The sequence below is a fragment of the Halorussus caseinilyticus genome, from assembly GCF_029338395.1.
Taxonomy (GTDB): domain Archaea; phylum Halobacteriota; class Halobacteria; order Halobacteriales; family Haladaptataceae; genus Halorussus; species Halorussus caseinilyticus.
This window is the reverse complement of sequence record NZ_CP119809.1, coordinates 3,406,820-3,427,553: the sequence shown is the minus strand read 5'-3', so window position 1 is coordinate 3,427,553 and position 20,734 is coordinate 3,406,820. Positions and strand designations below refer to the sequence as shown.

Sequence of the window (20,734 nt, the reverse complement as noted above, 5' to 3'; positions counted from 1 at the left end):
CTCACTCCAGCGACCGCGAGGAGTTGGCGACCACGACCAGACTGCTGGTGCCCATCGCGACCGCGGCGAAGAGGGGATTCAGCAGGCCCAACACCGCCAGCGGGACGGCCACGGCGTTGTAGAGGAACGCCCACCCGAGGTTGTGGCGGATGCGCCGGTTGGTCCCGCGGGCTACGTCGAACACCGACGCCACGGCGTCTAAGCCGCCGTCAACGACCACGGCGTCGGCGGCGTCGCCCGCGAGGTCGGTGCCGCTTCCGAGCGCCACCCCGATGTCCGCGGCGGCCAGCGCGGGGGCGTCGTTGGACCCGTCGCCGACCATCGCCACGGTTCCCCGCGATTGCAGGCGCGTTACGGTCTCGGCCTTGGCCTCGGGCGGCACCCCAGCGAACACCTCCGAAACGTTGGGGTCCGCGCGGAACTGCTCGGCCGCGCGCTCGTCGTCGCCGGTGAGGACCACCACGTCGCGGCCCTCCGCGAGGTCTGCGACCGCCTCCTGCCACCCCGACCGCGGCCTGTCGCCGACGACCACGACGCCCCGCGCCCGGCCGTCCCACCCGACTGCGACCGGGACGTGACCCTCGGCGCGGGCGTCGTCGGCCGCGCGACGGAGGGACGAGGACAGCGAGAGTCCCCGCTGTGCCAGCAGGTCGGGGTGGCCGACCGCGACCGACGCGCCCGCCACCTCGCCGGTCACGCCTCGGTCGTGGGTCTCGACCGACCCGGCGGCGGTCGCGGTTGCGGTCTCTACGGTGCGGTTTGCAGTTTCATCGGTGTCGGCTTCAGTGGCGTTTGCTGTCGTCGCGGTGCGGTCTGCGGTCGCTGTCGCGGCCTCAATGTCGTCGGCTTCAGCGGCGGTATCCGTGGTCTCGGCAGTCGCCGTCACAGTGCGACCCTCGGTCACACCGCCGTCGGCGGTCACAGTTCCGGACGCACCGCCGGAACCACCGGACGCCGCGACGACCGCCTCCGCAATCGGGTGGGCCGAGTAGCGTTCGAGCGCCGCGGCGCGGGCCAACACGTCGTCGGCGTCGGCCGATTCGGGCACCGAATCGGCCGACTCGCCCGCGACTGACTCGTCTCCCACCGACTCGTTCCCGGCCGACTCGTCCACCACAACGTCGCGGACCGCCATCCGGCCGTCGGTCAGCGTCCCGGTCTTGTCGAGGACCACCACGTCGGTCTCCGGCGCGGACTCGAACACGGCGTCGGAAGCAACCACGACGCCGCGGTCGGCCGCCTCTCGGATGCCCGAGGCAACCGCCAGCGGCGTGGCGAGTCCGAGCGCGCAGGGACACGAGACGATGAGGACCGTCAGGCCCGCCAACAGCGCGTCGGCGACGGGCGCGCCCCCGAGGAGGTGCCACCCGGTCGCGCCCGCCGCGAGGACGAGGACCGTCGGCACGAACAGGGTCGCCAGTTTGTCGGCGAGGCGCTGGACGCCCGACCGAGAACTCTGAATCGACCAGAGCAGGTTCACCAGTCTGTCGAGCGTACTCTCGGCGTCCGCACCCACCTCGACCACGAGGGGTTCGTCGGTGACGACGGTCCCCCCGAGAATCGAATCGCCCGGCCGACGGGTCTCGGGGAGCGACTCGCCGGTCACGAGCGATTCGTCCACCGCGGCGGTCCCCTCCGCGACTTCGCCGTCCACGGGCACGCGCTCGCCCGGCCGGACCAGCACGCGCTCGCCCGGCGCGAGGTCCGCGACGGGGACCGACTCGTGGTCTCGCCCGCCGATTCCGCTACTGCCGCCGGTCACGCGGGTCGCCTCGCTGACTCGCGCGCTGGTCAGCTCCGAGAGACCGCTGGCGGCCCGGCGCTTGATTCGGTCCTCGTAGTAGTTGCCCAACGTGACGACCAGCACGATGGCGACGGTCACGTCGAAGTAGACGTGGGTCCGGCCCACGAGGACCGCAACCGAACTGTAGAGGTAGGAGCTCGCCGCCGCGAGCGACACCAGCAGGTCCATGTTGGGTTGGCCCGCCCGGAGGCTGACCACCGCCCCGCGGAGAATCGGGAATCCGGTGTAAAACAACACGATGGAGGACATCAACCAGACGTTACCGAACAGGTAGAGTCCGTCGAAGCCCCCCAAATCGACCAGCGGGTCGTAGCCGAGGTAGGTGGGGTAGAGAAACAGCGCGTACCACACCATCACCATCATGCCGAAGATGCCGCCGCCGAGCAGGAACCGGACGATTTGGGTGTCGGCCCTGTCGTCGTCGGCCCCGCTCTCGCCGGGGTCGGCGACGCCGTAACCGTAGCGGTCGAGTCGCCGCCCGAGGGCGTCGAGTTCGGTCCCTTCGTCGTGGGCGACCCGGAGCATGTCGGTGGCGTAACTCGCCTCCGCGCCGTGGACGCCCTCGGCGTCGGCCGCCGCCGACTCGACGAACGTCTCGCAGGTCGCACAGTGCATCCCCTCGACCGAGAGGTACGTGTGGTCTGCGTCGTCGGGCGCGTCCTCGACGCCAGCGTCGGTCCCGCGCTCGGCCCGCACCTCGTCGGGGTCGGCCGCTTCCGCGTCGTCTAAGGTCCGGGCGATTTCGAGACATCCCCGACAGCAGTACGCGCCGGGGACCTCCTCGGCGGACGCGCCGCCGGAGCCGGCAGACACGCCACCGGAAACGTCCTCGGCCGTCACCGGCGAGTCGCCGGTCGGCAGGCCACAGAGCGTACACTCGTCGCCGTTTCCGTCGTCAGAAAGAGATGCGGTCTCGCTCATCGTAACTACCCCAGTGCCCCGTACTCGGGTGCCGGAAGCGGCAGTTTCACGCGCGGTACCGCGACTCCGAGCAGGTCGAGTCCGTGTGCGACCATCAGGTAGCCCAGCACGACGAACGCGACTCCGAGAACCTGATGGGCGCGCCGGTTGACCGACAGCGACCCGAAGACGGTGCCGTACACCAGCAGAGTCGGGAACGTGCCGACCCCGACCAGCGCGAGCAGGAAGGCCCCGCGCACGGGGTCGGCGAGCGCGAAGGCGTAGACGTACGCCGGGTACGTGATGGGACAGGGGAGCAGGGCGTGAACGACCCCGAGACCCGCGATGCGGGCGTCACCCACGAAGGCGTCCACTCGACGGGTCAGGAACCCGCTGACCCGCCGAAACGCGCCGCCGACCACGGGGAGCGACCCGGACACCGGGAGCGACGGGTGAGACGCCGACCCGCCGACGTACGAGACGCCCGTGACCGCGATGAACGCCCCGGCGAGGAGCGCCGTCGTCGCCTGCACGCCGTTTCCGACCGCGAGAACCGCGTCCAGCGCGCCGACCGTGACCGCGCCGACGAACGCCAGAAGCGCCCCGACCGCGGCGTACCCGGCGGTCCGCCCGAGGTTGAACAGGACGTGCTGGCGAACCTGCCGGAGCGTGAGGGTCTGCTTGCCGTCGGCCTGCCCCTCCTGCATCCGGAGTCGGTCGGCGTAGACGCTCACGAGGGGTCCACACATCCCGATGCAGTGCGCGCTCCCGAGGAACCCGACCGCCAGAAAGACCGCGGCGTCGAGGTTGCCGGTCGGGAGCGGTCCGCCGTGGCCGTGGAGGGGGACGAGCATGTCGAGTTAGACCGCCGACTCGGGGGCGTCGTCGTCGGAGTGCCCGCCCTCCGTCGGCGAGGTGAGCAGGTAGAGGCTTCCGAAGATGAGACCGACGTTGACGAGGGCCACCACCGCGAGGAGGCTTCGGCCGAGTGCGAACAGGGCAACCGGCGCGAGCGCCAGCAGTGCGACGACGGTCAAACTTCGTGGCGAACGGTTCGACAGGGCCTTTTTGAGTCCGGACTGGCTCTGCGATTCCATACAGTCGGGTTGTACTGGCGTACCTAACCCCGTTACGACCGTTTTCAGGGTTTGGGAATCGGCTGTCTCGATTAAATACTCCGTGTTCGTACGACCGCTTATGTCGATGGAACCGGAGACTGAGAGTACGATTCGGGAAGACGTACCCGACCGGCCACGCGGATACGTCGTCGGCTCCGCGCCCGACAGCATCGAGCGCGAACTCGGCCACGACGACTTCGACCCGGTTGGGACGTTGGTACTGATACTCGGCTACTTCGCCATTCTGGTGGTAATGTGGGTGTTCATGTACTTCGTGGAGTTCCTCGGTCGGGGCATGACGGTGATTGGGTAGGAGGTGATTCGAGATGGAGATACACGACTACGAGAAGTTCTGGCTCGGCGCGGCACTGCTACTCATCGTCGGCTTCATCGCCACCGTCTCGTACGGGGCGGTCGGAGCTGGCGTCGAGATGATAGACGACGACGGCGGCACCGTGGACCCCCAAGCGCTCGGCGACCATCCCAAGTTCGGCGACCCCGGCGTCTACCAGTCGGGACCGAACGAGTACGACGTGTACGTCGTCGCCCAGCAGTTCGCGTTCCGGCCGGGCACCGCCGAACCGATTCGGGTCCCGGCCCACAGCACGGTGACGTTCCACGTCACCTCCGCCGACGTGATTCACGGCTTCGAGGTGGTGGGCACCAACGCCAACACGATGGCGATTCCGGGACAGGTCGCTACGTTCACCGTCGAGGTGGACGGCCCGAAGACGTACGGCCTGCTCTGCAACGAGTACTGCGGGTCGGCCCACCACGCGATGGAGGGGTCGATGGAAGTCGTCCCGGAAGACGAGTTCAACGCGACGGGGGGTGCCTGAGATGGCGACGTTCGTAGACCGGTACCCCGAGGAAGCCTCGGTCGTCAAAGCCAGCCTCGTCGTCTCGTTCGTCGCGCTCGGTATCGGGGCCTTGTTCGGTCTGGTGCAGGCGCTCCACCGGACGGGCTACTTCCGGGTCATCGACTCGGTGGACTACTACACCGTCCTGACGGGCCACGGGGTCCTGCTCGCGCTGGTGTTCACCATCTTCTTCCTCGTGGGACTGTTCACGTGGGCGGTCGTCCAGAGTCTGGAACGACCGCTCCCCGACATCAGATTGACGTGGGCGTGGTTCGGCCTGACGACGACCGGCGCGGTGTTCGTGGCGGTCGCAATCCTCGCCGGGTTCGTCCCGAGCATCGACATGAGCGCGGACGTGTTGTACACGTTCTACGCGCCGTTGCAGGCCCACCCACTGTTCTACGTCGGACTGGCGATGTTCATCGTCGGGACGTGGCTGGCGGGGGCCGACTGGTTCCTCGCGTATCGCGACTGGCGCGGTGACAACCCCGACGAGCGCATCCCCCTCCAGACGTTCATGGTGCTGACGACCATGCTGATGTGGTACCTCTCGACCATCGGGGTCGCCGTCTCGACGGTGTTCTTCCTCATCCCGTGGTCGTTCGGCATCGTCGAGACCGTGAATCCGCTTCTCACGCGGACGCTGTTCTGGTTCTTCGGCCACCCCGTGGTGTACTTCTGGCTGATGCCCGCGTACCTGATGTGGTACACCGTGATGCCGAAACTCGCGGGCGGACGCCTGTTCAGCGACCCCCTCGCGCGGGTCGTGTTCGTGCTGTTCCTCCTGCTCTCGACGCCGGTCGGCATCCACCACCAGTATCTGGACCCCGGCATCGCGGAGGGCTTCAAGTTCATCGCCATGACGAACACGATGTTCCTCCTGCTCCCGAGTCTGCTGACCGCGTTCACCGTGGTCGCCAGCGTCGAACACGGCGCGAGACAGCGCGGCGGCGAGGGGTACATCAAGTGGCTCGGCGCGCTCCCGTGGCGCGACCCCGCCTTCACCGGGATGGCGCTCGCAGGCGCGCTGTTCGCGGCTGGCGGGTTCTCCGGCATGATTAACGCCGGGATGAACATCAACTACCTCATCCACAACACGCTGTGGGTGCCCGGACACTTCCACCTGACCGTCGGCACCGCAGTCGCGCTGACGATGATGGCCGGGTCCTACTGGCTGGTCCCGCAGTTGACCGGTAAGCGCCTCTACAGCCGACCTATCGGTCTCCTACAGGTCGTCCTCTGGTTCGTCGGCATGGTGTTCATGTCGAACGCGATGCACCGGGCCGGACTCGTCGGCATCCCGCGCCGGACCGCCGAACCCCAGTACCAGAGCTTCGACTTCTCGGCGGTCATCGGCACGGTCGGGGAACTCCGGGCGCAAATCGCGCTCGGCGGGTTCCTGCTGTTCGTCTCGGTCGTGCTGTTCCTGTTCAACCTCCTGCTGTCGGCGTTCGAGGAACCCATCGAGAACCCGGTTGACGACAGCCTTCCCGCGCCGCTGTCGGGAGCGAGCGGTAGCCCCGTGGTCCTCGACAACCTCCGGCTCTGGACCGCCATCGCAATCGTGCTGGTGATTCTGGCCTACACGCTCCCGCTGGCCAGCATCGTGGGCGACGCCGGACTGTTCGGCAACGTGCCGGGCGTGCCGGTGTGGGTGTCGGCGAACGCCGAAGTCACAATCGAGGCGCTAACGGAGGTGATAGCATGAACATCTCGCGCGCCGGTCTGCTCGTGTTGGTGGCGTTCAGCATCCCGGTCGCCGTCGAACTACGGGTGCTGTTCGGCTTCTTCGGCGTCGATTTGCCGCTGGCGGCGGTCGTCGTCTTCGAGGCCGTCTTCCTGCTCGCCATCGCGGTGGTCTACAACCTCGGCGCGGAACCGAAGTCGGCGACCAAGCACTGAGCGATGTCGGCCAACGCCTCCCCGAAGTCGGACGCGGCGTCGGAGTCCGACGCCGCGCCGGATTCGACCCCCTCGCTCGGCACCGCGGCGCGGGCGGCCCGCGCCTTCGTCGCGCTCACGGTCGGGGAGGCGTTGGTCGTCCTCACCTACCTCGCGGTGGCCGACGCGGGCGTCCTGTCGGTCCGGCACCTCGCGTACCCCTTCGTCTGGACCAACGCCGCGGTTCTCGCGGTGGCCTACGCCCGAATCCCGCGGCCGAGCGACCGATGGACCTACGGCGCGCTCGCGGTCGGCGCGGGCTACTTCGCGGTCCTCTGTGCGGCGGGCGGACTCGCCGCGGCGGGCCACGGCGCGGGTCTCGGGTCGGTGTCGGTCGTCGGGGCGGTCCCCGGGTGGGGACCGCTGGTGGTCGTCTCGGGCGGCGCGGTCCACCTCACGCTCGTCCCGTTCAAACTGGTCGGCTACGCAGGGCTGGCGACCCTCGCGTACGCCGCGCTCGCGCGAGCGAGTCGGGGCCTGCTCGGGGGTGCGCTCGGTCTCGTGACCTGCGTGAGTTGCACCGGGTCGGTGCTGGCCGCCCTCTTCGCTGGCGTCGGCGGGTCGTCGGCCGCGATTTCGGCGGCGACCGCTCGCTCGTACGACCTCTCGACGGCGGTGTTCCTGCTCGCGGTCGGAGCGATGTGGGTCGGTCTCCGGCGGTAGGGCGAGACACCCGATTTTTCGGTTTTCGACGACTCGACTAGCCGCGGGTCGCGCTCGGCCAATCAGCCGACAGGACGCGCTCGACTGACCAACCACCCGCGAACGCTCGACTGACCAAACCACCGTGGGTGGGATAAAGGGGCCGCCCGCTCGCGTTTATCGTGGTCGTCTCTGCGGGCCACTATTCGAGCGAACGAACGGAGTGAGTGAGCGAGAATATCCCGCAGAGCGACCGCGAGCGGGCGGGGGCTTTCGAAGTGTTCTTCGCCGCGACTCCCGCGGTCGCACTCACGTTTCCAACGATACGTAGCGAGCAGGCAGGGGATTTCGAGGAAATTACGACTCCGAACCACCCCACACTAACCACTAAGAAACGCCGACTCACAGTCCGAGTCTCCGCGAGAAAAGCAGTTCAGGCGCTCCGGCGGGGCTTGCGGCGTCCGGTCTGGCGGTTCAGCCACATCGTCAGCACGACGCCGAACGCGACCAAGGAGACGCCCGACAACACCGACACCGCGAGGTCGGTCGAGATGCCCACGGAGACGGACGGGAGCAGGGCGTATCCCGCGACGGCGGTCAGCACGACGCCGAGGACGACGAACAGCCCGATGGCGGCCCGAATCAGGTCGAATCGCTCGGATACTTTGGTGGTCATGGTACACTCTATGCTACGCAGGACGACTTCATCAAGTATGAGCGCGATTCTCAGGTTCTGAAAATCGAGCGGGTCGGCGCGCGGGTCCTCGCCGCGGTGTGACCGGGACGCTACGCGGCGCTCACGAGTTGTCACCGAAAAGTGGGCCCGCTCGGATTCGGAACCGGAGCGAGACGGTCCTGCTCGGTCGCTCGCTCGCGGCTTCGCCGCTCGCAGACCGCTCCCTGCGCGGGCGTGCGGCTCGCAGGGTTCAGATCCTCGAAAGGTCCTTTTCGGTGACGTGGTGGTTCGCACACGCTACGCGGCGCTCACGAGTTGTCACCGAAAAGTGGGCCCGCTCGGATTCGAACCAAGGAATCGCCCGGTGTCCCATGACGCTGGATGTCCCAGTCGCCAGTATGAGCCGGGTGCTTTACCAGACTTAGCTACAGGCCCTCGGATGCAGGTAAAGCGTCGATTCTTTAAATCACTTCGGTTTGTGACGACGACATGGCCGCTCACGGGGACGCTCGCAGACGAGACTGCTCGCGGATTGTGAGCGGCAGAAAAGCGCCGTCGCCAGGACTCGAACCTGGGACCACCACGTTAACAGCGTGGCGCTCTACCAACTGAGCTACGACGGCTTCCTGTTGCATTCATCCCTATGCGAGAGTGATTTGATAGGGCTTTCGTTTTCGCCCGAGGGGAGTGAGTCGTTGACGTGGCGAGACGACACGTTTTCGGCCGGGCGGCGAGAATCGCTACGCGATGACCGGCGAGGACGCGGACGACGAGGACTTCGAGGAGGTGGTCGCCGCGGTGGGCGAGCGAATCGACCCCGGCGAGCGCGAACGCGAGCGGATGCGCGAGGCGGTGGCCGCGCTGACAGAACGAGCCGAGGACGCCATCGCGGACCTACCCGTGGCGGGCGACGTGATTCAGGTCGGGAGTACCGCCCGAGGGACGTGGATAAGCGGCGACCGGGACATCGACCTGTTCGTGCGGTTCCCCGCCGACGTGGACCGCGAGCAGTTGGAATCCTACGGACTCGAAGTCGGCCACGCCGTCCTGCCGGAGGGTCGCGAGGAGTTCGCCGAACACCCCTACGTCACCGGCGAGTTCGACGGCTTCGACGTGGACCTCGTACCGTGCTACCGCCTCGACTCGGCGACCGACATCAAGTCGGCGGTGGACCGGACGCCGTTCCACACCGAGTACCTCGACGCGCGCCTCGACGCGGACCTCGCCGGGGAGGTGCGCCTGTTCAAGCAGTTCCTGAAGGGCATCGGAGCCTACGGCAGTGACCTCCGGACGCGGGGGTTCTCGGGCTACCTGACCGAACTACTCGTGGTCGAGTACGGGAGCTTCCGCGCGGTAGTAGAGGCCGCGGCAGACGACTGGCACCCGCCGGTCCGGTTCGACCCGGAAGACCACGGAACCGTCGAGTTCGACGACCCGCTGGTGGTCATCGACCCGACCGACCCCGAGCGAAACGTCGCCGCCGTCTGCGCCGCCCGGAACGTCGCGCGCCTCCAGCACTACGCCCGCGAGTTGCTCGCCGACCCCCGCGAAGACCTGTTCTTCCCGGACCCGCCCGAACCGCTCGGCGAGGGCGGTGTGCGCGAGCGCGTCGGGTCGCGTGCGACGACCCCCGTCGCGCTCCGGTTCGACGCCCCCGACGTGGTGGAGGACCAACTCTACCCCCAGCTCCGGAAGTCGCTCGCTGGCGTCCGCGACGAGTGCGAGCGCCGCGGGTTCGACGCGCTCCGGACCGCGACGTTCGCCGACGACTCGGCGGTCCTCCTCGTCGAGTTGGAAGTCGCCGAGCGACCGGCCGTCGAGCGCCACGAGGGACCGCCGGTCCACGTCCGCCAGCACGCAGAAGGCTTCTTCGGGAAGTACGCCGACGACCCGTCGGCGTACGGGCCGTTCATCGACGGCGACCGCTATGTCGTGGAGCGCGAACGGGAGTTCGAGACCGCCGCGGCGTTTCTGGAGAGCGACGCGCTGTACGACGTGGCGCTCGGCGTCCACGTCGAGTCGGCGCTACAGGACGGCTACGACGTGCTGGTGGGTTCGGAGGTGGTGCGACTGGCCGACGAGTTCGGTGAGGAACTGGCGACCTACTTCGACCCCGAGCCGTAGACGTGGTTTTCTGTTCGTCTTAGACTCCTTTCTATTTTGTTTGACTATATTCTTATTTGTTAGAGGTGTCTGTAGTTGCGTCCGTCGCGGTGCTGATTGGTCCGACGGTAACCTCCCTGCCGGAATCGTCGTGGAAGTAGCGGCCACGAACGTTCCGGTCTGCACGTTCCGACTCGTCACGGCAACCGCCGGAACCGAGGTTGGGAAGTCCTCGAAAGCCCCCGCCCGCTCGCGGTCGCTCTGCGGGATATTCTCGCGCCTCGCTTCGCTCGGCGCTCGAATAGTGGCCCGCAGAGACGACCACGTAAACGCGAGCGGGCGGCCCCTTTATCCCACCCACCGTGGTTTGGTCGGGCGGGTGTTCGCTGGCGGTTGATTGGCCGAGCGCGTCCTGTCGGCTGGTCAGTCGAGCACGTCCCGTCGGCTGGTCAGTCGAGCGCACCCCGGCGGTTGCTCCCCGGAGCGCCGCGAGACCCAAGACGCCGGAGGTTCTACTTGGTCACGATTCCGATGGCGAGCGAACACGACCACGCGGGCCACGACCACGCCGCCGACGCCAGCCTCCGGGCGCTCGCGCTGGCGCTGGCTATCAACACCGCCTTCCTCGTCGTGGAGTTCGTCGGCGCGCTCTACGCCGACTCGCTGACCCTGCTCGCCGACGCGGTTCACATGCTCACCGACAGCGCCAGCCTCGGACTCGCGCTTCTGGCGGCGTGGGTCGCAACCCGACCCGCCGACGCCAAGCGGACCTACGGCTACCAGCGCGCGGAGGTCCTCGGCGCGTTCCTCAACGGCGTGTTCCTGCTCGCTACCGTCGTCTACATCGTCTACGACGCCGTGCGTCGGTTTCGGGACCCACGCGCGGTCCGACCGCTCGTCGTGGTCGGCGTCGGCCTGCTCGGACTCGGTGCCAACCTCGCGGCGGCGTGGGTCCTCCGGAGGAACCGCGAGATACTCAACGTCGAGGGCGCGTTCGTCCACCTGCTTGCCGACGCCCTCGGCAGTGTCGCGGCCGTCGCCGTCGGAGTCGCGCTGTTCTACACCGACCTGCTGGTGCTGGACCCGCTGTTCGCGGTTCTCGTGGCCGGACTCGTCCTCTACTCCGCGAAGGACCTGCTCGCCGACAGCCTCAACATCCTCCTGCAGGGGACCCCGCGAGAGGTCGAACTCACGGAGGTTCGGCGCTACCTCGAAACCCTCCCCGGCGTGGTCGAAGTCCACGACGTTCACGTCTGGGCGCTGAGTTCGACCGACTACGCGCTCTCGGCCCACGTCGTCGTCGCGGAGGGCACCGACCCGGATTCGGTCCTCGCCCACTGCCGGTCGGAGTTAGGTCGGACGTTCGACATCGACCACGCGACCCTCCAAATCGAGTCGGAGTCGTACTCGCACGTCGCGGACTTCGACTGTTATGAATTCGACGGCAAAGCTTGATACGTAAGAACGTCGTCGTAGCGGTCGATGTGGCGAACACTGTTCGTCGCTGCCCTCCTCGTGCTTGCCGGTTGTGCGACCGACGCGCCCGGCACCGGGGCGGACGCGGACGGTTCGGCAGACCATCGTCACCGGGCGCTCACGTCCGAGGACGCGCCAAACCGCCCGAATCCGTGGGGGGAGAGGGAGCTGACGGTCGCTATCGACAACACTGCGAACGAATCGCGGAACTTCCGGCCGCTGGTCGCCGACGCCCTCGACTTCTGGGCGAACAACAGCACGCGCTTCGCCGGATTTTCCATCGGCTACGAACTCGACCCCGACGCCCCGAACCCCGACGTTGTGGTCGAGTTCGTCGAGGAAATCGAGTCGTGCGCGAACGTCTCGGAACCCGCGGGATGCGCGCCCTACGTCCACGACAGCGGTCAGGTCTCTCGGCCGATTTCCATCGAAGTCGTCGGGTCGTACTCGAACGACTCGACTCGACTCATCCTGAAACACGAACTCGGGCACACCCTCGGTCTGAACCACTCCGCGGGACCCCAGTCGGTCATGGCCCCGTCCTCGCAGTTGAGTACCCTGCCGCGACCGAACGCCACCGACCGGCGACTCCCGTGGGCCGACGCCGACTTCACGGTGTACCTCGCCGGGAACGACACCGAAGACACCCCCGCGGTCCGCGAGCAGGTCCGACGCGGACTCGACTACTACGCCGGGGGTGCCGACGGTACCGTCCCCGAGAACGTCTCGTTCTCGTTCGTGGACAACCGGAGCGAAGCCGAGGTGGTCGTGGTGTTCGGCGACGACCTACCCTGCCGAACCGGTGACACTGGGTCGTGCGGTCGGGTCCGCGGTATCGACCCCGACGGCGACGGCGCGCTCGAACGCTACGACGACCTCCGAATCACGATAAGCGGCATCGACACCCCGGCCGTCGGCTGGCACGTCGGCTACTGGCTCGGCTACGGGTTCGGCTTCGAGGAGGACCCGGAGTGGCCCGCGCCCTTCCGGAACGCGACGTACGAACAGCGCCGGAGCGACTGGTGGACCGAGAGGTAGTTTCCCGGACCGCTGTCGCGGGAGTTACTCTCGGACGACCATCACGTCCACCTCTCCGCCGGGCGCGCTCGCGGCCGCGAGCGCGCCCTCGACCGCGTACAGGCCCCCACGAGCGAGCGCGGCCGCGACCCAAACAGCGCGTCGTAGCGCGCGGCGAATCCCGGCGGGAGCCACGCCGCGCCGGTCGCAAGCAGGAAGTCAAAGCGTAAATCAGTAGAAAAACGTCCCGAAGAGCGTACACTTTTCAGAAACCGACCCGAACGTCGGGGTATGGACGTTCGAGACCAACCGAAACCGGCGCAACTGCTCGGCGCACTCGCCGCCGTGGTCGCGGTCATCGGCTACGTCGCTTTCGGGTGGCGGTTCGGCGGCGACTCGGACCCGGCCGCGGTCGGTCTCGCGCTGGTCGCGGTCGCCGCGGCGGTGTTCTTCACGGTACGAGGGGAGTGACCGCTCGTCGGCGTGATACCGGGTCGGAGATTCGTCCTGCGAGTATCCGCACGAAATGAAATTCAAAATCCGGGAAATTCATCAGCGTCTCGCAGGGCGAGACGCTTCGGCGTTCGCCTACTCCCCGGACCACGGAGATAGATACAAGACGAACGGTTCGTCGTCAAGGCGCTCGTGGCCGTTCTCGACGAGATAAAAGGGCCGACAGCGACCGACTCCGGCAGGTGGTCGCTGACAGCAGACGGCCGAGAGAAAGTCTCGTAGGACGACTCGCTTCCAGCTTTTGAGAGCGAGCGAACGGAGTGAGAGAGCGAGACAAAAGCTGGACCAAAAAGTGAACGCTCACCCCTCGAATCCCTCTTCCCACCGGAAACGGCCGTCCTTCTGGACGACCTCACCGTCGATTTCCATCCGAGAGTTCTCGCTCACGTCGGTTATCATGTCCACGTGGACCGCGCTCTGGTTGCCCTCCTCGCCTTCGGGCAGGCACGACGAGTAGGCCCGACCGACCGCGAGATGAATCGTGTCGCCCATCTTCTCGTCGAAGAGGATGCTGTCGGTGAAGCGGTCGATGCCGCGGTTCATCCCGACGCCGAGTTCGCCGAGTCGCTTCGCGCCCTCGTCGGTCGTCAGGATGTCTTCGAGGGCGTGTTCGCCGACCTCGGCCGACCAGTCCACGACTTCGCCGCCCTCGAAGGTGAGGTGAACGTCCCGGATGCGCGCGCCGTCGTGGGTCATCGGCACGTCGAAGTAGACTTCGCCCTCGGTGGTCTCGGGCGCGGTGAACACCTCGCCGCTCGGGAGGTTGTGGCTGTCGTAAGCGACCGACGCGGCGCTGTTGACCGCGGTTCTGTCCTCGATGGACATCGTGAGGTCGGTCTCGGCTTTGACGAGGCGGACCTCGCTCCCCTCGTCCAGCAGGGCCTTCAAATTCGCCATCTCGTCGGCCAGCGTCTCCCAGTCGCGTAGGATGGCGTCGTACACGAAGTCCTTGTACTCCTCGTAGCCCATGCCCGCGTTCTGGGCGTGTGCGCGCGTGGGGTGCATGGTCGAAACCCAGTCGGTGTCCATCCGTCGGGCCTTGATTGCGGTCCGAGACTTCTTGTACGACGCGCGCTTGTCGCCCGCGACGGCCCCTTTCTCGGCGGTGTTGTTCTTCCCGCGGAGCGACAGCACCGAGTCGGCGCGTTCGAGCATCTCCAACTCGAAGTCGGGGTCTTGGTCGAAGTCGCCGTCGTGCCCCCGGATGAACGCCGCCTCCACCTCGTCGGAGTTGTAGGTGGGCAGGACGTTCGCGCCGCGTTCGCCGAGTTTCTCGGCGACGGCGACCCCGAGTTCGTGTGCGCCCTCGTCTACGCGCATCACCACGTCGTCGCCCGCCTCGATGCGGGCGCTCCAGTCTACGAGTACTTCGGCGTGTTCGTGAATCCGCTGGTCCATGCGTCCGTGGAGGGGTGTCGGCGTGAAAATGGCGACGGTTCTCCGACGGACGGACGAGAGAGCGCGAGTGGGCGCGGCGCGCGAACGCGCCGCGCCCACGAGCCGAACGCTGTCCAATGCTCTTTCCGCCTCTAAGTCACATTTTTGATTCCTTTAAATAGATATTTAATTTCTAAGTAATCGTAGAGTGGTCTCGAAACCCGAGAAGACCTCCAACCGAAGTCGGCGTCGAGAGACGACACAAAACGTCAACGTACTCCGGAACACGCACCGCCGCCCCTCCCACCAGTTCGAAAACGGCGGGGAGTGAGCGGTCAGCGACCGCGAATCCTCAGGGGAAGACCAGCACCGTCGCTCGGTCGGTCTCCAGCACTTCGACCTCCTCGCCGCTCTCGGCGCGGTACTCCTCTTCGATTTCCACGGCGTCACCGTCGATGGTGACTTCCTCGCCGTCCACCGTCAGGGTAATCTCGCCCTCGATTTTCTTCTGGTTCTTGAGTTGGTTGAGGTCCGCCGACTCCAGCGCACCGATGACCTGCCCGGCCTTGTCGCGGAACTGCGGACCTATCTGGCTGTGGTCGGGGTCCACGCCGACCGGGACGAGTTCGACGCTGGGTTGGCCCGCTTCGAGATAGACCGGCGCGTTGACGGCCTCGCTCAGGTCGTAGGTGTCCCACCCGCGACCCTGCTCGGAGTAGACTTCCACGCGGTCGAGGTCGGCGTTGAGCGCCATCCCCTCGTCGGACTTCCACGCGCGAATCTCGCTGGCGACTTCCGCGATGAGGTCGCCCTTCCGTGCGGCGTCGTCGTCCTCGAACTCGACGGCGGGCCACGAGGCGGCGTGGACGCTCCCGTCGGTGCCGGGGAGGTAGTGGTACACCTCGTCGGCGAAGTGCGGCGAGAACGGCGCGAGCATCCGGACCGACGCCGAGACCGCGGTGTAGAGCGCGTGACGGGCGGCATCTCGCTCGCCGGGCCGACCCTCGTAGAGGCGACCCTTCACGAGTTCGAGGTAGTCGTCGGCGAGGTCGTTCCAGACGAACTCCCGGAGCGACCGGAGCGCGGAGTCGAACCGATACGCTTCCATGTCGTCCTCGACGGCTTCGACGGTCCGCGAGAGTCGCGTCAGAATCCACTTGTCGGCGTCGCGGTACGCCGGGGCCTCGATGTCCGGGGTGTCGGCGTCGAAGTGTTCCGAGGAGAACTGGAAGATGTTCCAGAACTTGGTGAGGAACCGGGAGGCCGACTTGACCTCCTTCCACTGGAACTGGATGTCGCTACCGGGTTGGCCCCCGAGGGCGAGGGCTTGGCGAACCGAGTCGGCGCTGTACTCCTCGATGGCCTCCTCGGGACCGACCGCGTTGCCCCGCGACTTGCTCATCTTGTGGCCGTCGTCGCCGAACACCATGCCGTTGACCAGCGACTCCTCCCACGGAATCTCGTCTTCGAGCGCGGTGACTCGCAGGAGGGTGTAGAACGCCCACGTCCGGATGATGTCGTGGCCCTGTTCGCGGAGCGTGGTCGGCGTGAACTCCTCGTCGGGCCAGCCCTGAACGTGCATCGGCGAGATAGACGAGTCCATCCACGTGTCCATCACGTCGGTCTCGCCCTCCCAGTGCGTTTCTCCGGCGGTTTCACCGCCTCCGTCGCGCGGCGTCTCGGACGCCGCGCCCGCACCACACTCGGGACATTCGCCGACCGCGGGGTCGGTGTCGGTGGGGTCCAGCGGCAGTTCCTCGACGCTGGCGATGTGGGCGTGACCGCACTCGCGGCAGAACCACGCCGGGATGGGCGTGGCGAACACGCGCTGACGGGAGATAACCCAGTCCCACTCCATCCCCTCGGTCCAGTCTTCGAGGCGGTCGAACATGTGGTCGGGAATCCACTCGACCTGCTGGGCCTTCTCCAGAATCTCGTCTTGGCGGACCTCCACGAACCACTGTTCTTTCGACAGGATTTCGATGGGGGTGTCACAGCGCCAGCACGCGCCGACCGACTGGTCGGTGGGTTCGGTGTCTTCGAGGTAACCCGCTTCTTCGAGGTCGTCGGCGACGACGCCCTTCGCTTTCTCGATTGTCAGGCCCTCGTACTCGCCCGCGAGTTCTCCGAGGTGGCCGTCTTCGGTGAAGACGGGGCGGAGGTCCAAGTCGTGTTCGGCCCACCAGTCCACGTCCTGCTTGTCGCCGAACGTGCAAATCATGACCGCGCCGGTCCCGAAGTCGCTGTCAACGTCGTCGTCGGCCAGCAGTTCGACCTCCTGACCGAACAGGGGGACCTCGAAGGTGTCGCCGATGCGGTCCTCGTAGCGTTCGTCGCCGGGTTCGACCGCCATGCCGACGCAGGCCGCCAGCAGTTCGGGCCGGGTCGTGGCGATTTGGATGTCGTCGTTGTCCACGCCGGGGAAGGTGACGTAGTGGAGCGTCCCCTCGCGGTCGATATTCTCGACTTCGGCGTCCGCGATGGCGGTCTCACACCGCGGACACCAGTTGACGGGGTGTTCGTCGCGGTAGACGTAGTTGTCTTCTTCCTCCTCGTCGGCCATCTCCACGAACGACCGCTGGGTCTTCTCCCAGTAGTCTTCGTCCATGGTGCGGTACTCGGCCGACCAATCCTGCGAGAACCCGAGCGACTGCATCGTCTCTTTCATCCCGTCGATGCGGTCCTCGGTGTACTCGATACAGAGGTCGCGGAACTCCTCGCGGGGCACGTCGGTCCGGTGGATGTCCTCTTCCTCTTCGACCTTCACCTCGGTCGGGAGTCCGTGACAGTCCCACCCCTGCGGGAACAGCACGTCGTCGCCTAGCAGTCGGTGGAACCGAGCGGCGAAGTCCATGTAACTCCAACCCAGCGCGTGGCCGAGGTGGAGCTGGCCGGTCGGATACGGCGGCGGGGTATCGACCACGTAGTCCGGTTCACCGTCGGGGTTGTAAATCTCGGAGCCTCGCCACTCCTCTTGCCACTTCGGTTCGACTCGCTCGGGGTCGTAGCTGTCGGGGATGTCGGTCATAGTGGAATTATAGCTGACTCTGTCGGTTTGGGGAGAGTCCGCCGAGAAAGACGCGCCGCTGCGCTGGACAGTTCAACGTACTACCGACGCAGTCAGCCTCATACGAAGACGGAATAGACGTGTACTCATAAAGGTTCTCGTCTGCATTCGCGGGTTTCGGGATAATATTTCAGATTAGTTTGGTATCGAATTTTCGATTACGGGACGTGACGTGCATTCTTCCGATATATGGTAATATCAGCCACGGTGCGTTGTAGCACGGAACAGGGGCGACCCGACTGCTCGAACGTCTGTGGCGGTCCGAACCGCAACCCCTACCTGCCACCTTCCCGCACTCTCCCCCATGCAACTGGGCGTCATCGGACTGGGCCGGATGGGTCGCATCGTCGTGGACCGAGTACTCGACGAGGGCCACGACGTGGTGGCCTTCGACTTGGACGAGGAAGCCGTCGCGTCGGCCGCGGACGCGGGCGCGACCCCCGCCGAGTCGGTGGTCGATTTGGCCGAGCGACTGGGCGACGACAAGCGAATCTGGTTGATGGTTCCGGCGGGCGAGGCGGTGGACGCCGCGCTGGACGACCTCGAATCGCACCTGAGCGACGACGACGTGGTGGTAGACGGCGGGAACTCCTACTTCGAGGACTCGACGCGCCGGGCCGACGAGACCCCGGCGGCGTACCTCGACTGCGGGACCTCCGGCGGACCCGCGGGCGCGGAACTCGGCTTCTCGCTGATGGTCGGCGGCCCGGAGTGGGCCTACGAGGAGATGACCCCCGTCTTCGACGCGGTGGCGACCGGACCGGCGGGCCACGACCGGATGGGTCCCGCGGGGTCGGGCCACTACGTCAAGATGGTCCACAACGGCGTCGAGTACGCGCTGATGCAGGCCTACGGCGAGGGCTTCGAGTTGCTCGCGGAGGGCCGGTACGACCTCGACCTCGAAGCGGTCGCCCGGACGTGGAACAACGGCGCGGTCATCCGGTCGTGGCTGTTGGAACTCTGCGAAGAGGCGTTCCGCGAGGAAGGCACGGACCTCGGCGACGTGGACGACTACGTGGCCGGGGGTTCGACGGGGACGTGGACGGTACAGGAGGCCCTCGAACAGGAGGTTCCGGTGCCGCTCATCTATCAGGCGCTCGGCGAGCGATTCGGGTCGCGGGCGCGCGAGGACGGCCGGTTCTCCCGGCGACTGGCGAATCGGCTTCGGTACGGGTTCGGTCGCCACGAAGTCGCTCGGCGCGAGGAGTAGTCACTGCGAGCGGAGCGAGCAGGGCGACGAGCGACCATCGGGAGCGAGGACGCTTTTCATCGACGTTTTGCGAGCGACCGAGCGCAAGCCCACGGCTTGCGCGACCGAGCGTGGCAAAAGGTCGCGGTACGGGTTCGGTCGCCACGAAGTCGCTCGGCGCGAGGAGTAAGCGAAACGGTCGAAACGAAGCTTTCCTTTATTTTCCGGCGCGTGCGGGCGCGGCGCTCGTGAGCGCCGCGCCTCGCACGCGAGGGACGAACGACCGAGCGAAGCGAAGGGAGTGAGGAGGTTGGGGAGGACGAGGTGCGGTGCTGTGCGGTCGCGGTATGATTGGTTCAAGCCTGAAGCTAGTCGCGTTCGGTCCTCAAGATAATCGCGTTCGGTCCTCACAGTAGTCGCGTTCGGTCCTCAAGATAATCGCGTTCGGTCCTCACAGTAGTCGCGTTCAGTCTCCAAAGTAATCACGTTCGCGTTTGCGGTGCTGTGCGGGGCGGTGGAGTGGTGTGCAGTACATGAGACAGGAGAGACAACTCTACCGATTCTAAAAAAATAAAAACATTGCTAAAATCCATCTTCACCAATCCTTAGACAATCGAATCACGTCTCGTACACCTCGCCCCGTCGCTCGTACTCCATCGCCGTCGCCACCTCCTCGGCGACCGACTCCCCGCAGAGCCGACCCACCAGATGCAGGGCCAAGTCCAGCCCCGAAGTAATCCCTCCGGCAGTCACCACGTCGCCGTCGTCCACGACGCGCGCGTCTACGACCTTTGCGTCGGTCTCGCGGAGGTCGCCCAGCGCGCTCGCGTGGGTGACGGCGGGCCGACCGTCCAGAATCCCGGCTTCGGCGAGCAACATCCCGCCGGTACAGACCGCCGCGAGGGTCACGCCTCGCTCGTGGAGGTCGGCGATAGCGTCCGGCAGGTCGCCTCGTTCGGCCTCGGCCCACGCGCTGGCGTCGGCGCGGTCGTTCCACCCGCCGCCGGGGACGACCACGAGGTCCGGGTCCGCGTCGGCGAGTCGGCCGTCCACCGCGACTGTGAGACCGTGGCTCGCGGTAACTCGGTCGGCGGTGTCGAGCGTTCGGACGCTCACGTCGAGGTCGCACCCGCGTTCGCTCGCGTGCGAGAACACTTCGAACGGCCCAACGGCGTCCATCTCGTCGAAACCCTCGTAGATGACGACGGCGATTTCGGTTGCCATGGCGGACGCTCGGACGCCGGGACCAAAAGCGTGGCTTCGCGTCGTCTCCGATTCGATACGGCGGGGAAACCGCTATTTACTCCGAGTCCTTTACTACGGCAATGGCTACAGAGGCCACGTTCCGGGTCGAAGCCGACCAGTTCCCGCTCGGAACGGTGTTCGAGAACCTTCCCGACGTGACCGTCGAGTTGGAGCGGCTGGTGCCCGCGAAAGACGCGGTTATCCCCTACTTCTGGGTTCGCGGGGCGCGAGTAGACGACATCGAGGCGGCCTTCGAGAACCACCCCGGCGTGCGTGACATCGCACTCGTGGACCGCGTAGACGACGAGTATCTCCTGAAAGTCGAGTGGAACCCGGACTACGAGGGGTTTCTCAAGACGCTCGCCGAAGCCGACTCCCTGCTTCTGGGGGCGACCGGAACCGAACGGAGTTGGACGTTCGAGGTCCGGGGCGACGACCGTTCGGACATCGCCCGCTTTCAGGAGGTGTGTCTGGAGCGCGATATTCCGGTGACGCTCACGGCGGTCCACGACCTCACGCCAATGGACAGCGAGACGTACGGACTGACCGACCCACAGCGCGAGGCGCTGGAACTCGCCTACGAACGGGGATACTTCGACTCGCCGCGGAAGGTGACGCTCGCCGAAGTCGCCGCGGAACTCGACATCTCCCAACAGGCGTTCGCGTCTCGCATCCGGCGGGGGACCCACCGACTGCTCGGCGAGACGATAGTCAAGTAGCCGGACGCTACACCCCCGGTGAAAAAAGGGTTGTATAATCAAACGTCACGGTGAATCTCGCAGTCGACGTATCCGAAGTACGCACGA

General features: G+C 66.6%; 19 protein-coding genes and 2 tRNA genes. 11 read left to right on the top strand and 10 right to left on the bottom strand.

What is annotated here, in order from left to right:
- Position 1: 1 nt before the first annotated feature.
- From P2T60_RS17325 to P2T60_RS17315, 3 genes are read right to left on the bottom strand one after another with little or no spacing between them, the layout of a single operon-like run.
- Positions 2–2,725 carry a heavy metal translocating P-type ATPase gene (locus P2T60_RS17325; protein ID WP_276280485.1) on the bottom strand — a complete coding sequence of 908 codons (2,724 nt, stop codon included), beginning with the start codon at positions 2,723–2,725 and terminating at the stop codon, positions 2–4.
- Between the two features lie 5 nt (positions 2,726–2,730).
- The gene (locus tag P2T60_RS17320; RefSeq protein WP_276280484.1) at positions 2,731–3,558 is read right to left on the bottom strand and encodes a sulfite exporter TauE/SafE family protein; all 828 of its coding nucleotides are present in this window, start codon (positions 3,556–3,558) and stop codon (positions 2,731–2,733) included.
- A gap of 6 nt (positions 3,559–3,564) precedes the next feature.
- Entirely contained in the window at positions 3,565–3,801 is a 237-nt protein-coding gene (locus P2T60_RS17315; protein WP_276280483.1) for a DUF8131 family protein, read from the bottom strand.
- Between the two features lie 100 nt (positions 3,802–3,901).
- On the opposite strand from P2T60_RS17315, the gene P2T60_RS17310 reads away from it, so the two are divergent.
- From P2T60_RS17310 to P2T60_RS17290, 5 genes are read left to right on the top strand one after another with little or no spacing between them, the layout of a single operon-like run.
- The gene (locus P2T60_RS17310; RefSeq protein WP_382210093.1) at positions 3,902–4,135 is read left to right on the top strand and encodes a hypothetical protein; all 234 of its coding nucleotides are present in this window, start codon (positions 3,902–3,904) and stop codon (positions 4,133–4,135) included.
- 13 nt (positions 4,136–4,148) lie between these two features.
- Positions 4,149–4,661 (top strand): cytochrome c oxidase subunit II, encoded by a 513-nt coding sequence (locus P2T60_RS17305; RefSeq protein ID WP_276280481.1) that lies wholly within the window; start codon positions 4,149–4,151, stop codon positions 4,659–4,661.
- Position 4,662: 1 nt separating this feature from the next.
- Complete coding sequence (locus P2T60_RS17300) at positions 4,663–6,390, top strand: b(o/a)3-type cytochrome-c oxidase subunit 1 (RefSeq protein ID WP_276280480.1); 1,728 nt, start codon at positions 4,663–4,665, stop codon at positions 6,388–6,390.
- Complete coding sequence (locus P2T60_RS17295; protein ID WP_276280479.1) at positions 6,387–6,584, top strand: CbaC protein; 198 nt, start codon at positions 6,387–6,389, stop codon at positions 6,582–6,584. The genes P2T60_RS17300 and P2T60_RS17295 overlap by 4 nt, the downstream gene beginning before the upstream one ends.
- Before the next feature lie 3 nt (positions 6,585–6,587).
- Entirely contained in the window at positions 6,588–7,286 is a 699-nt protein-coding gene (locus P2T60_RS17290) for a DUF7546 family protein (RefSeq protein WP_276280478.1), read from the top strand.
- 412 nt (positions 7,287–7,698) lie between these two features.
- On the opposite strand, the gene P2T60_RS17285 is transcribed toward P2T60_RS17290, so the two are convergent.
- The 3 genes from P2T60_RS17285 to P2T60_RS17275 all read right to left on the bottom strand — a co-directional run bounded on the left by P2T60_RS17285 (position 7,699) and on the right by P2T60_RS17275 (position 8,564).
- The gene (locus P2T60_RS17285; protein ID WP_276280477.1) at positions 7,699–7,941 is read right to left on the bottom strand and encodes a hypothetical protein; all 243 of its coding nucleotides are present in this window, start codon (positions 7,939–7,941) and stop codon (positions 7,699–7,701) included.
- 329 nt (positions 7,942–8,270) lie between these two features.
- A tRNA-Ile gene (locus P2T60_RS17280) sits at positions 8,271–8,376 on the bottom strand.
- A 115-nt stretch (positions 8,377–8,491) separates the two neighbouring features.
- Positions 8,492–8,564 (bottom strand) — tRNA-Asn (locus P2T60_RS17275).
- Between the two features lie 124 nt (positions 8,565–8,688).
- Here P2T60_RS17275 and cca point away from each other — a divergent pair.
- The 3 genes from cca to P2T60_RS17260 all read left to right on the top strand — a co-directional run bounded on the left by cca (position 8,689) and on the right by P2T60_RS17260 (position 12,558).
- Positions 8,689–10,065: a CCA tRNA nucleotidyltransferase gene (gene cca, locus P2T60_RS17270; RefSeq protein WP_276280476.1), complete on the top strand. Its 1,377-nt coding sequence runs from the start codon at positions 8,689–8,691 to the stop codon at positions 10,063–10,065.
- Between the two features lie 495 nt (positions 10,066–10,560).
- Entirely contained in the window at positions 10,561–11,499 is a 939-nt protein-coding gene (locus tag P2T60_RS17265; protein WP_276280475.1) for a cation diffusion facilitator family transporter, read from the top strand.
- A 27-nt stretch (positions 11,500–11,526) separates the two neighbouring features.
- Complete coding sequence (locus tag P2T60_RS17260; protein ID WP_276280474.1) at positions 11,527–12,558, top strand: matrixin family metalloprotease; 1,032 nt, start codon at positions 11,527–11,529, stop codon at positions 12,556–12,558.
- A 24-nt stretch (positions 12,559–12,582) separates the two neighbouring features.
- Here the strand turns inward: P2T60_RS17260 and P2T60_RS17255 are convergent, their stop codons facing one another.
- The gene (locus P2T60_RS17255; RefSeq protein WP_276280473.1) at positions 12,583–12,732 is read right to left on the bottom strand and encodes a hypothetical protein; all 150 of its coding nucleotides are present in this window, start codon (positions 12,730–12,732) and stop codon (positions 12,583–12,585) included.
- Between the two features lie 96 nt (positions 12,733–12,828).
- Here P2T60_RS17255 and P2T60_RS17250 point away from each other — a divergent pair, with 96 nt between their 5' ends.
- Positions 12,829–13,008: a hypothetical protein gene (locus tag P2T60_RS17250; RefSeq protein ID WP_276280472.1), complete on the top strand. Its 180-nt coding sequence runs from the start codon at positions 12,829–12,831 to the stop codon at positions 13,006–13,008.
- 342 nt (positions 13,009–13,350) lie between these two features.
- Here the strand turns inward: P2T60_RS17250 and P2T60_RS17245 are convergent, their stop codons facing one another.
- Together P2T60_RS17245 and P2T60_RS17240 are read right to left on the bottom strand one after the other, a co-directional pair.
- Positions 13,351–14,448, bottom strand: a complete 1,098-nt coding sequence (locus P2T60_RS17245; protein ID WP_276280471.1) for an aminopeptidase — start codon at positions 14,446–14,448, stop codon at positions 13,351–13,353.
- 331 nt (positions 14,449–14,779) lie between these two features.
- Positions 14,780–17,455 (bottom strand): valine--tRNA ligase, encoded by a 2,676-nt coding sequence (locus P2T60_RS17240; protein WP_276280470.1) that lies wholly within the window; start codon positions 17,453–17,455, stop codon positions 14,780–14,782.
- A gap of 343 nt (positions 17,456–17,798) precedes the next feature.
- Between P2T60_RS17240 and gnd the strand changes: the two genes are divergently transcribed.
- Positions 17,799–18,704 carry a phosphogluconate dehydrogenase (NAD(+)-dependent, decarboxylating) gene (gene gnd / locus P2T60_RS17235; protein ID WP_276280469.1) on the top strand — a complete coding sequence of 302 codons (906 nt, stop codon included), beginning with the start codon at positions 17,799–17,801 and terminating at the stop codon, positions 18,702–18,704.
- Positions 18,705–19,301: 597 nt separating this feature from the next.
- Here gnd and P2T60_RS17230 read toward each other — a convergent pair.
- Positions 19,302–19,907 (bottom strand): DJ-1/PfpI family protein, encoded by a 606-nt coding sequence (locus tag P2T60_RS17230; RefSeq protein WP_276280468.1) that lies wholly within the window; start codon positions 19,905–19,907, stop codon positions 19,302–19,304.
- Positions 19,908–20,008: 101 nt separating this feature from the next.
- Here P2T60_RS17230 and P2T60_RS17225 point away from each other — a divergent pair, with 101 nt between their 5' ends.
- Positions 20,009–20,647: a helix-turn-helix domain-containing protein gene (locus tag P2T60_RS17225; RefSeq protein ID WP_276280467.1), complete on the top strand. Its 639-nt coding sequence runs from the start codon at positions 20,009–20,011 to the stop codon at positions 20,645–20,647.
- Positions 20,648–20,734: the final 87 nt, after the last annotated feature.

What these genes read in the sequence shown, in the direction of transcription:
- P2T60_RS17325 (WP_276280485.1), bottom strand. Translation starts at nt 2,725, where the DNA reads ATGAGCGAGACCGCATCTCTTTCTGACGACGGAAACGGCGACGAGTGT.
- P2T60_RS17320 (WP_276280484.1), bottom strand. Translation starts at nt 3,558, where the DNA reads ATGCTCGTCCCCCTCCACGGCCACGGCGGACCGCTCCCGACCGGCAAC.
- P2T60_RS17315 (WP_276280483.1), bottom strand. Translation starts at nt 3,801, where the DNA reads ATGGAATCGCAGAGCCAGTCCGGACTCAAAAAGGCCCTGTCGAACCGT.
- P2T60_RS17310 (WP_382210093.1), top strand. Translation starts at nt 3,902, where the DNA reads ATGTCGATGGAACCGGAGACTGAGAGTACGATTCGGGAAGACGTACCC.
- P2T60_RS17305 (WP_276280481.1), top strand. Translation starts at nt 4,149, where the DNA reads ATGGAGATACACGACTACGAGAAGTTCTGGCTCGGCGCGGCACTGCTA.
- P2T60_RS17300 (WP_276280480.1), top strand. Translation starts at nt 4,663, where the DNA reads ATGGCGACGTTCGTAGACCGGTACCCCGAGGAAGCCTCGGTCGTCAAA.
- P2T60_RS17295 (WP_276280479.1), top strand. Translation starts at nt 6,387, where the DNA reads ATGAACATCTCGCGCGCCGGTCTGCTCGTGTTGGTGGCGTTCAGCATC.
- P2T60_RS17290 (WP_276280478.1), top strand. Translation starts at nt 6,588, where the DNA reads ATGTCGGCCAACGCCTCCCCGAAGTCGGACGCGGCGTCGGAGTCCGAC.
- P2T60_RS17285 (WP_276280477.1), bottom strand. Translation starts at nt 7,941, where the DNA reads ATGACCACCAAAGTATCCGAGCGATTCGACCTGATTCGGGCCGCCATC.
- cca (WP_276280476.1), top strand. Translation starts at nt 8,689, where the DNA reads ATGACCGGCGAGGACGCGGACGACGAGGACTTCGAGGAGGTGGTCGCC.
- P2T60_RS17260 (WP_276280474.1), top strand. Translation starts at nt 11,527, where the DNA reads ATGTGGCGAACACTGTTCGTCGCTGCCCTCCTCGTGCTTGCCGGTTGT.
- P2T60_RS17250 (WP_276280472.1), top strand. Translation starts at nt 12,829, where the DNA reads ATGGACGTTCGAGACCAACCGAAACCGGCGCAACTGCTCGGCGCACTC.
- P2T60_RS17245 (WP_276280471.1), bottom strand. Translation starts at nt 14,448, where the DNA reads ATGGACCAGCGGATTCACGAACACGCCGAAGTACTCGTAGACTGGAGC.
- P2T60_RS17240 (WP_276280470.1), bottom strand. Translation starts at nt 17,455, where the DNA reads ATGACCGACATCCCCGACAGCTACGACCCCGAGCGAGTCGAACCGAAG.
- gnd (WP_276280469.1), top strand. Translation starts at nt 17,799, where the DNA reads ATGCAACTGGGCGTCATCGGACTGGGCCGGATGGGTCGCATCGTCGTG.
- P2T60_RS17230 (WP_276280468.1), bottom strand. Translation starts at nt 19,907, where the DNA reads ATGGCAACCGAAATCGCCGTCGTCATCTACGAGGGTTTCGACGAGATG.
- P2T60_RS17225 (WP_276280467.1), top strand. Translation starts at nt 20,009, where the DNA reads ATGGCTACAGAGGCCACGTTCCGGGTCGAAGCCGACCAGTTCCCGCTC.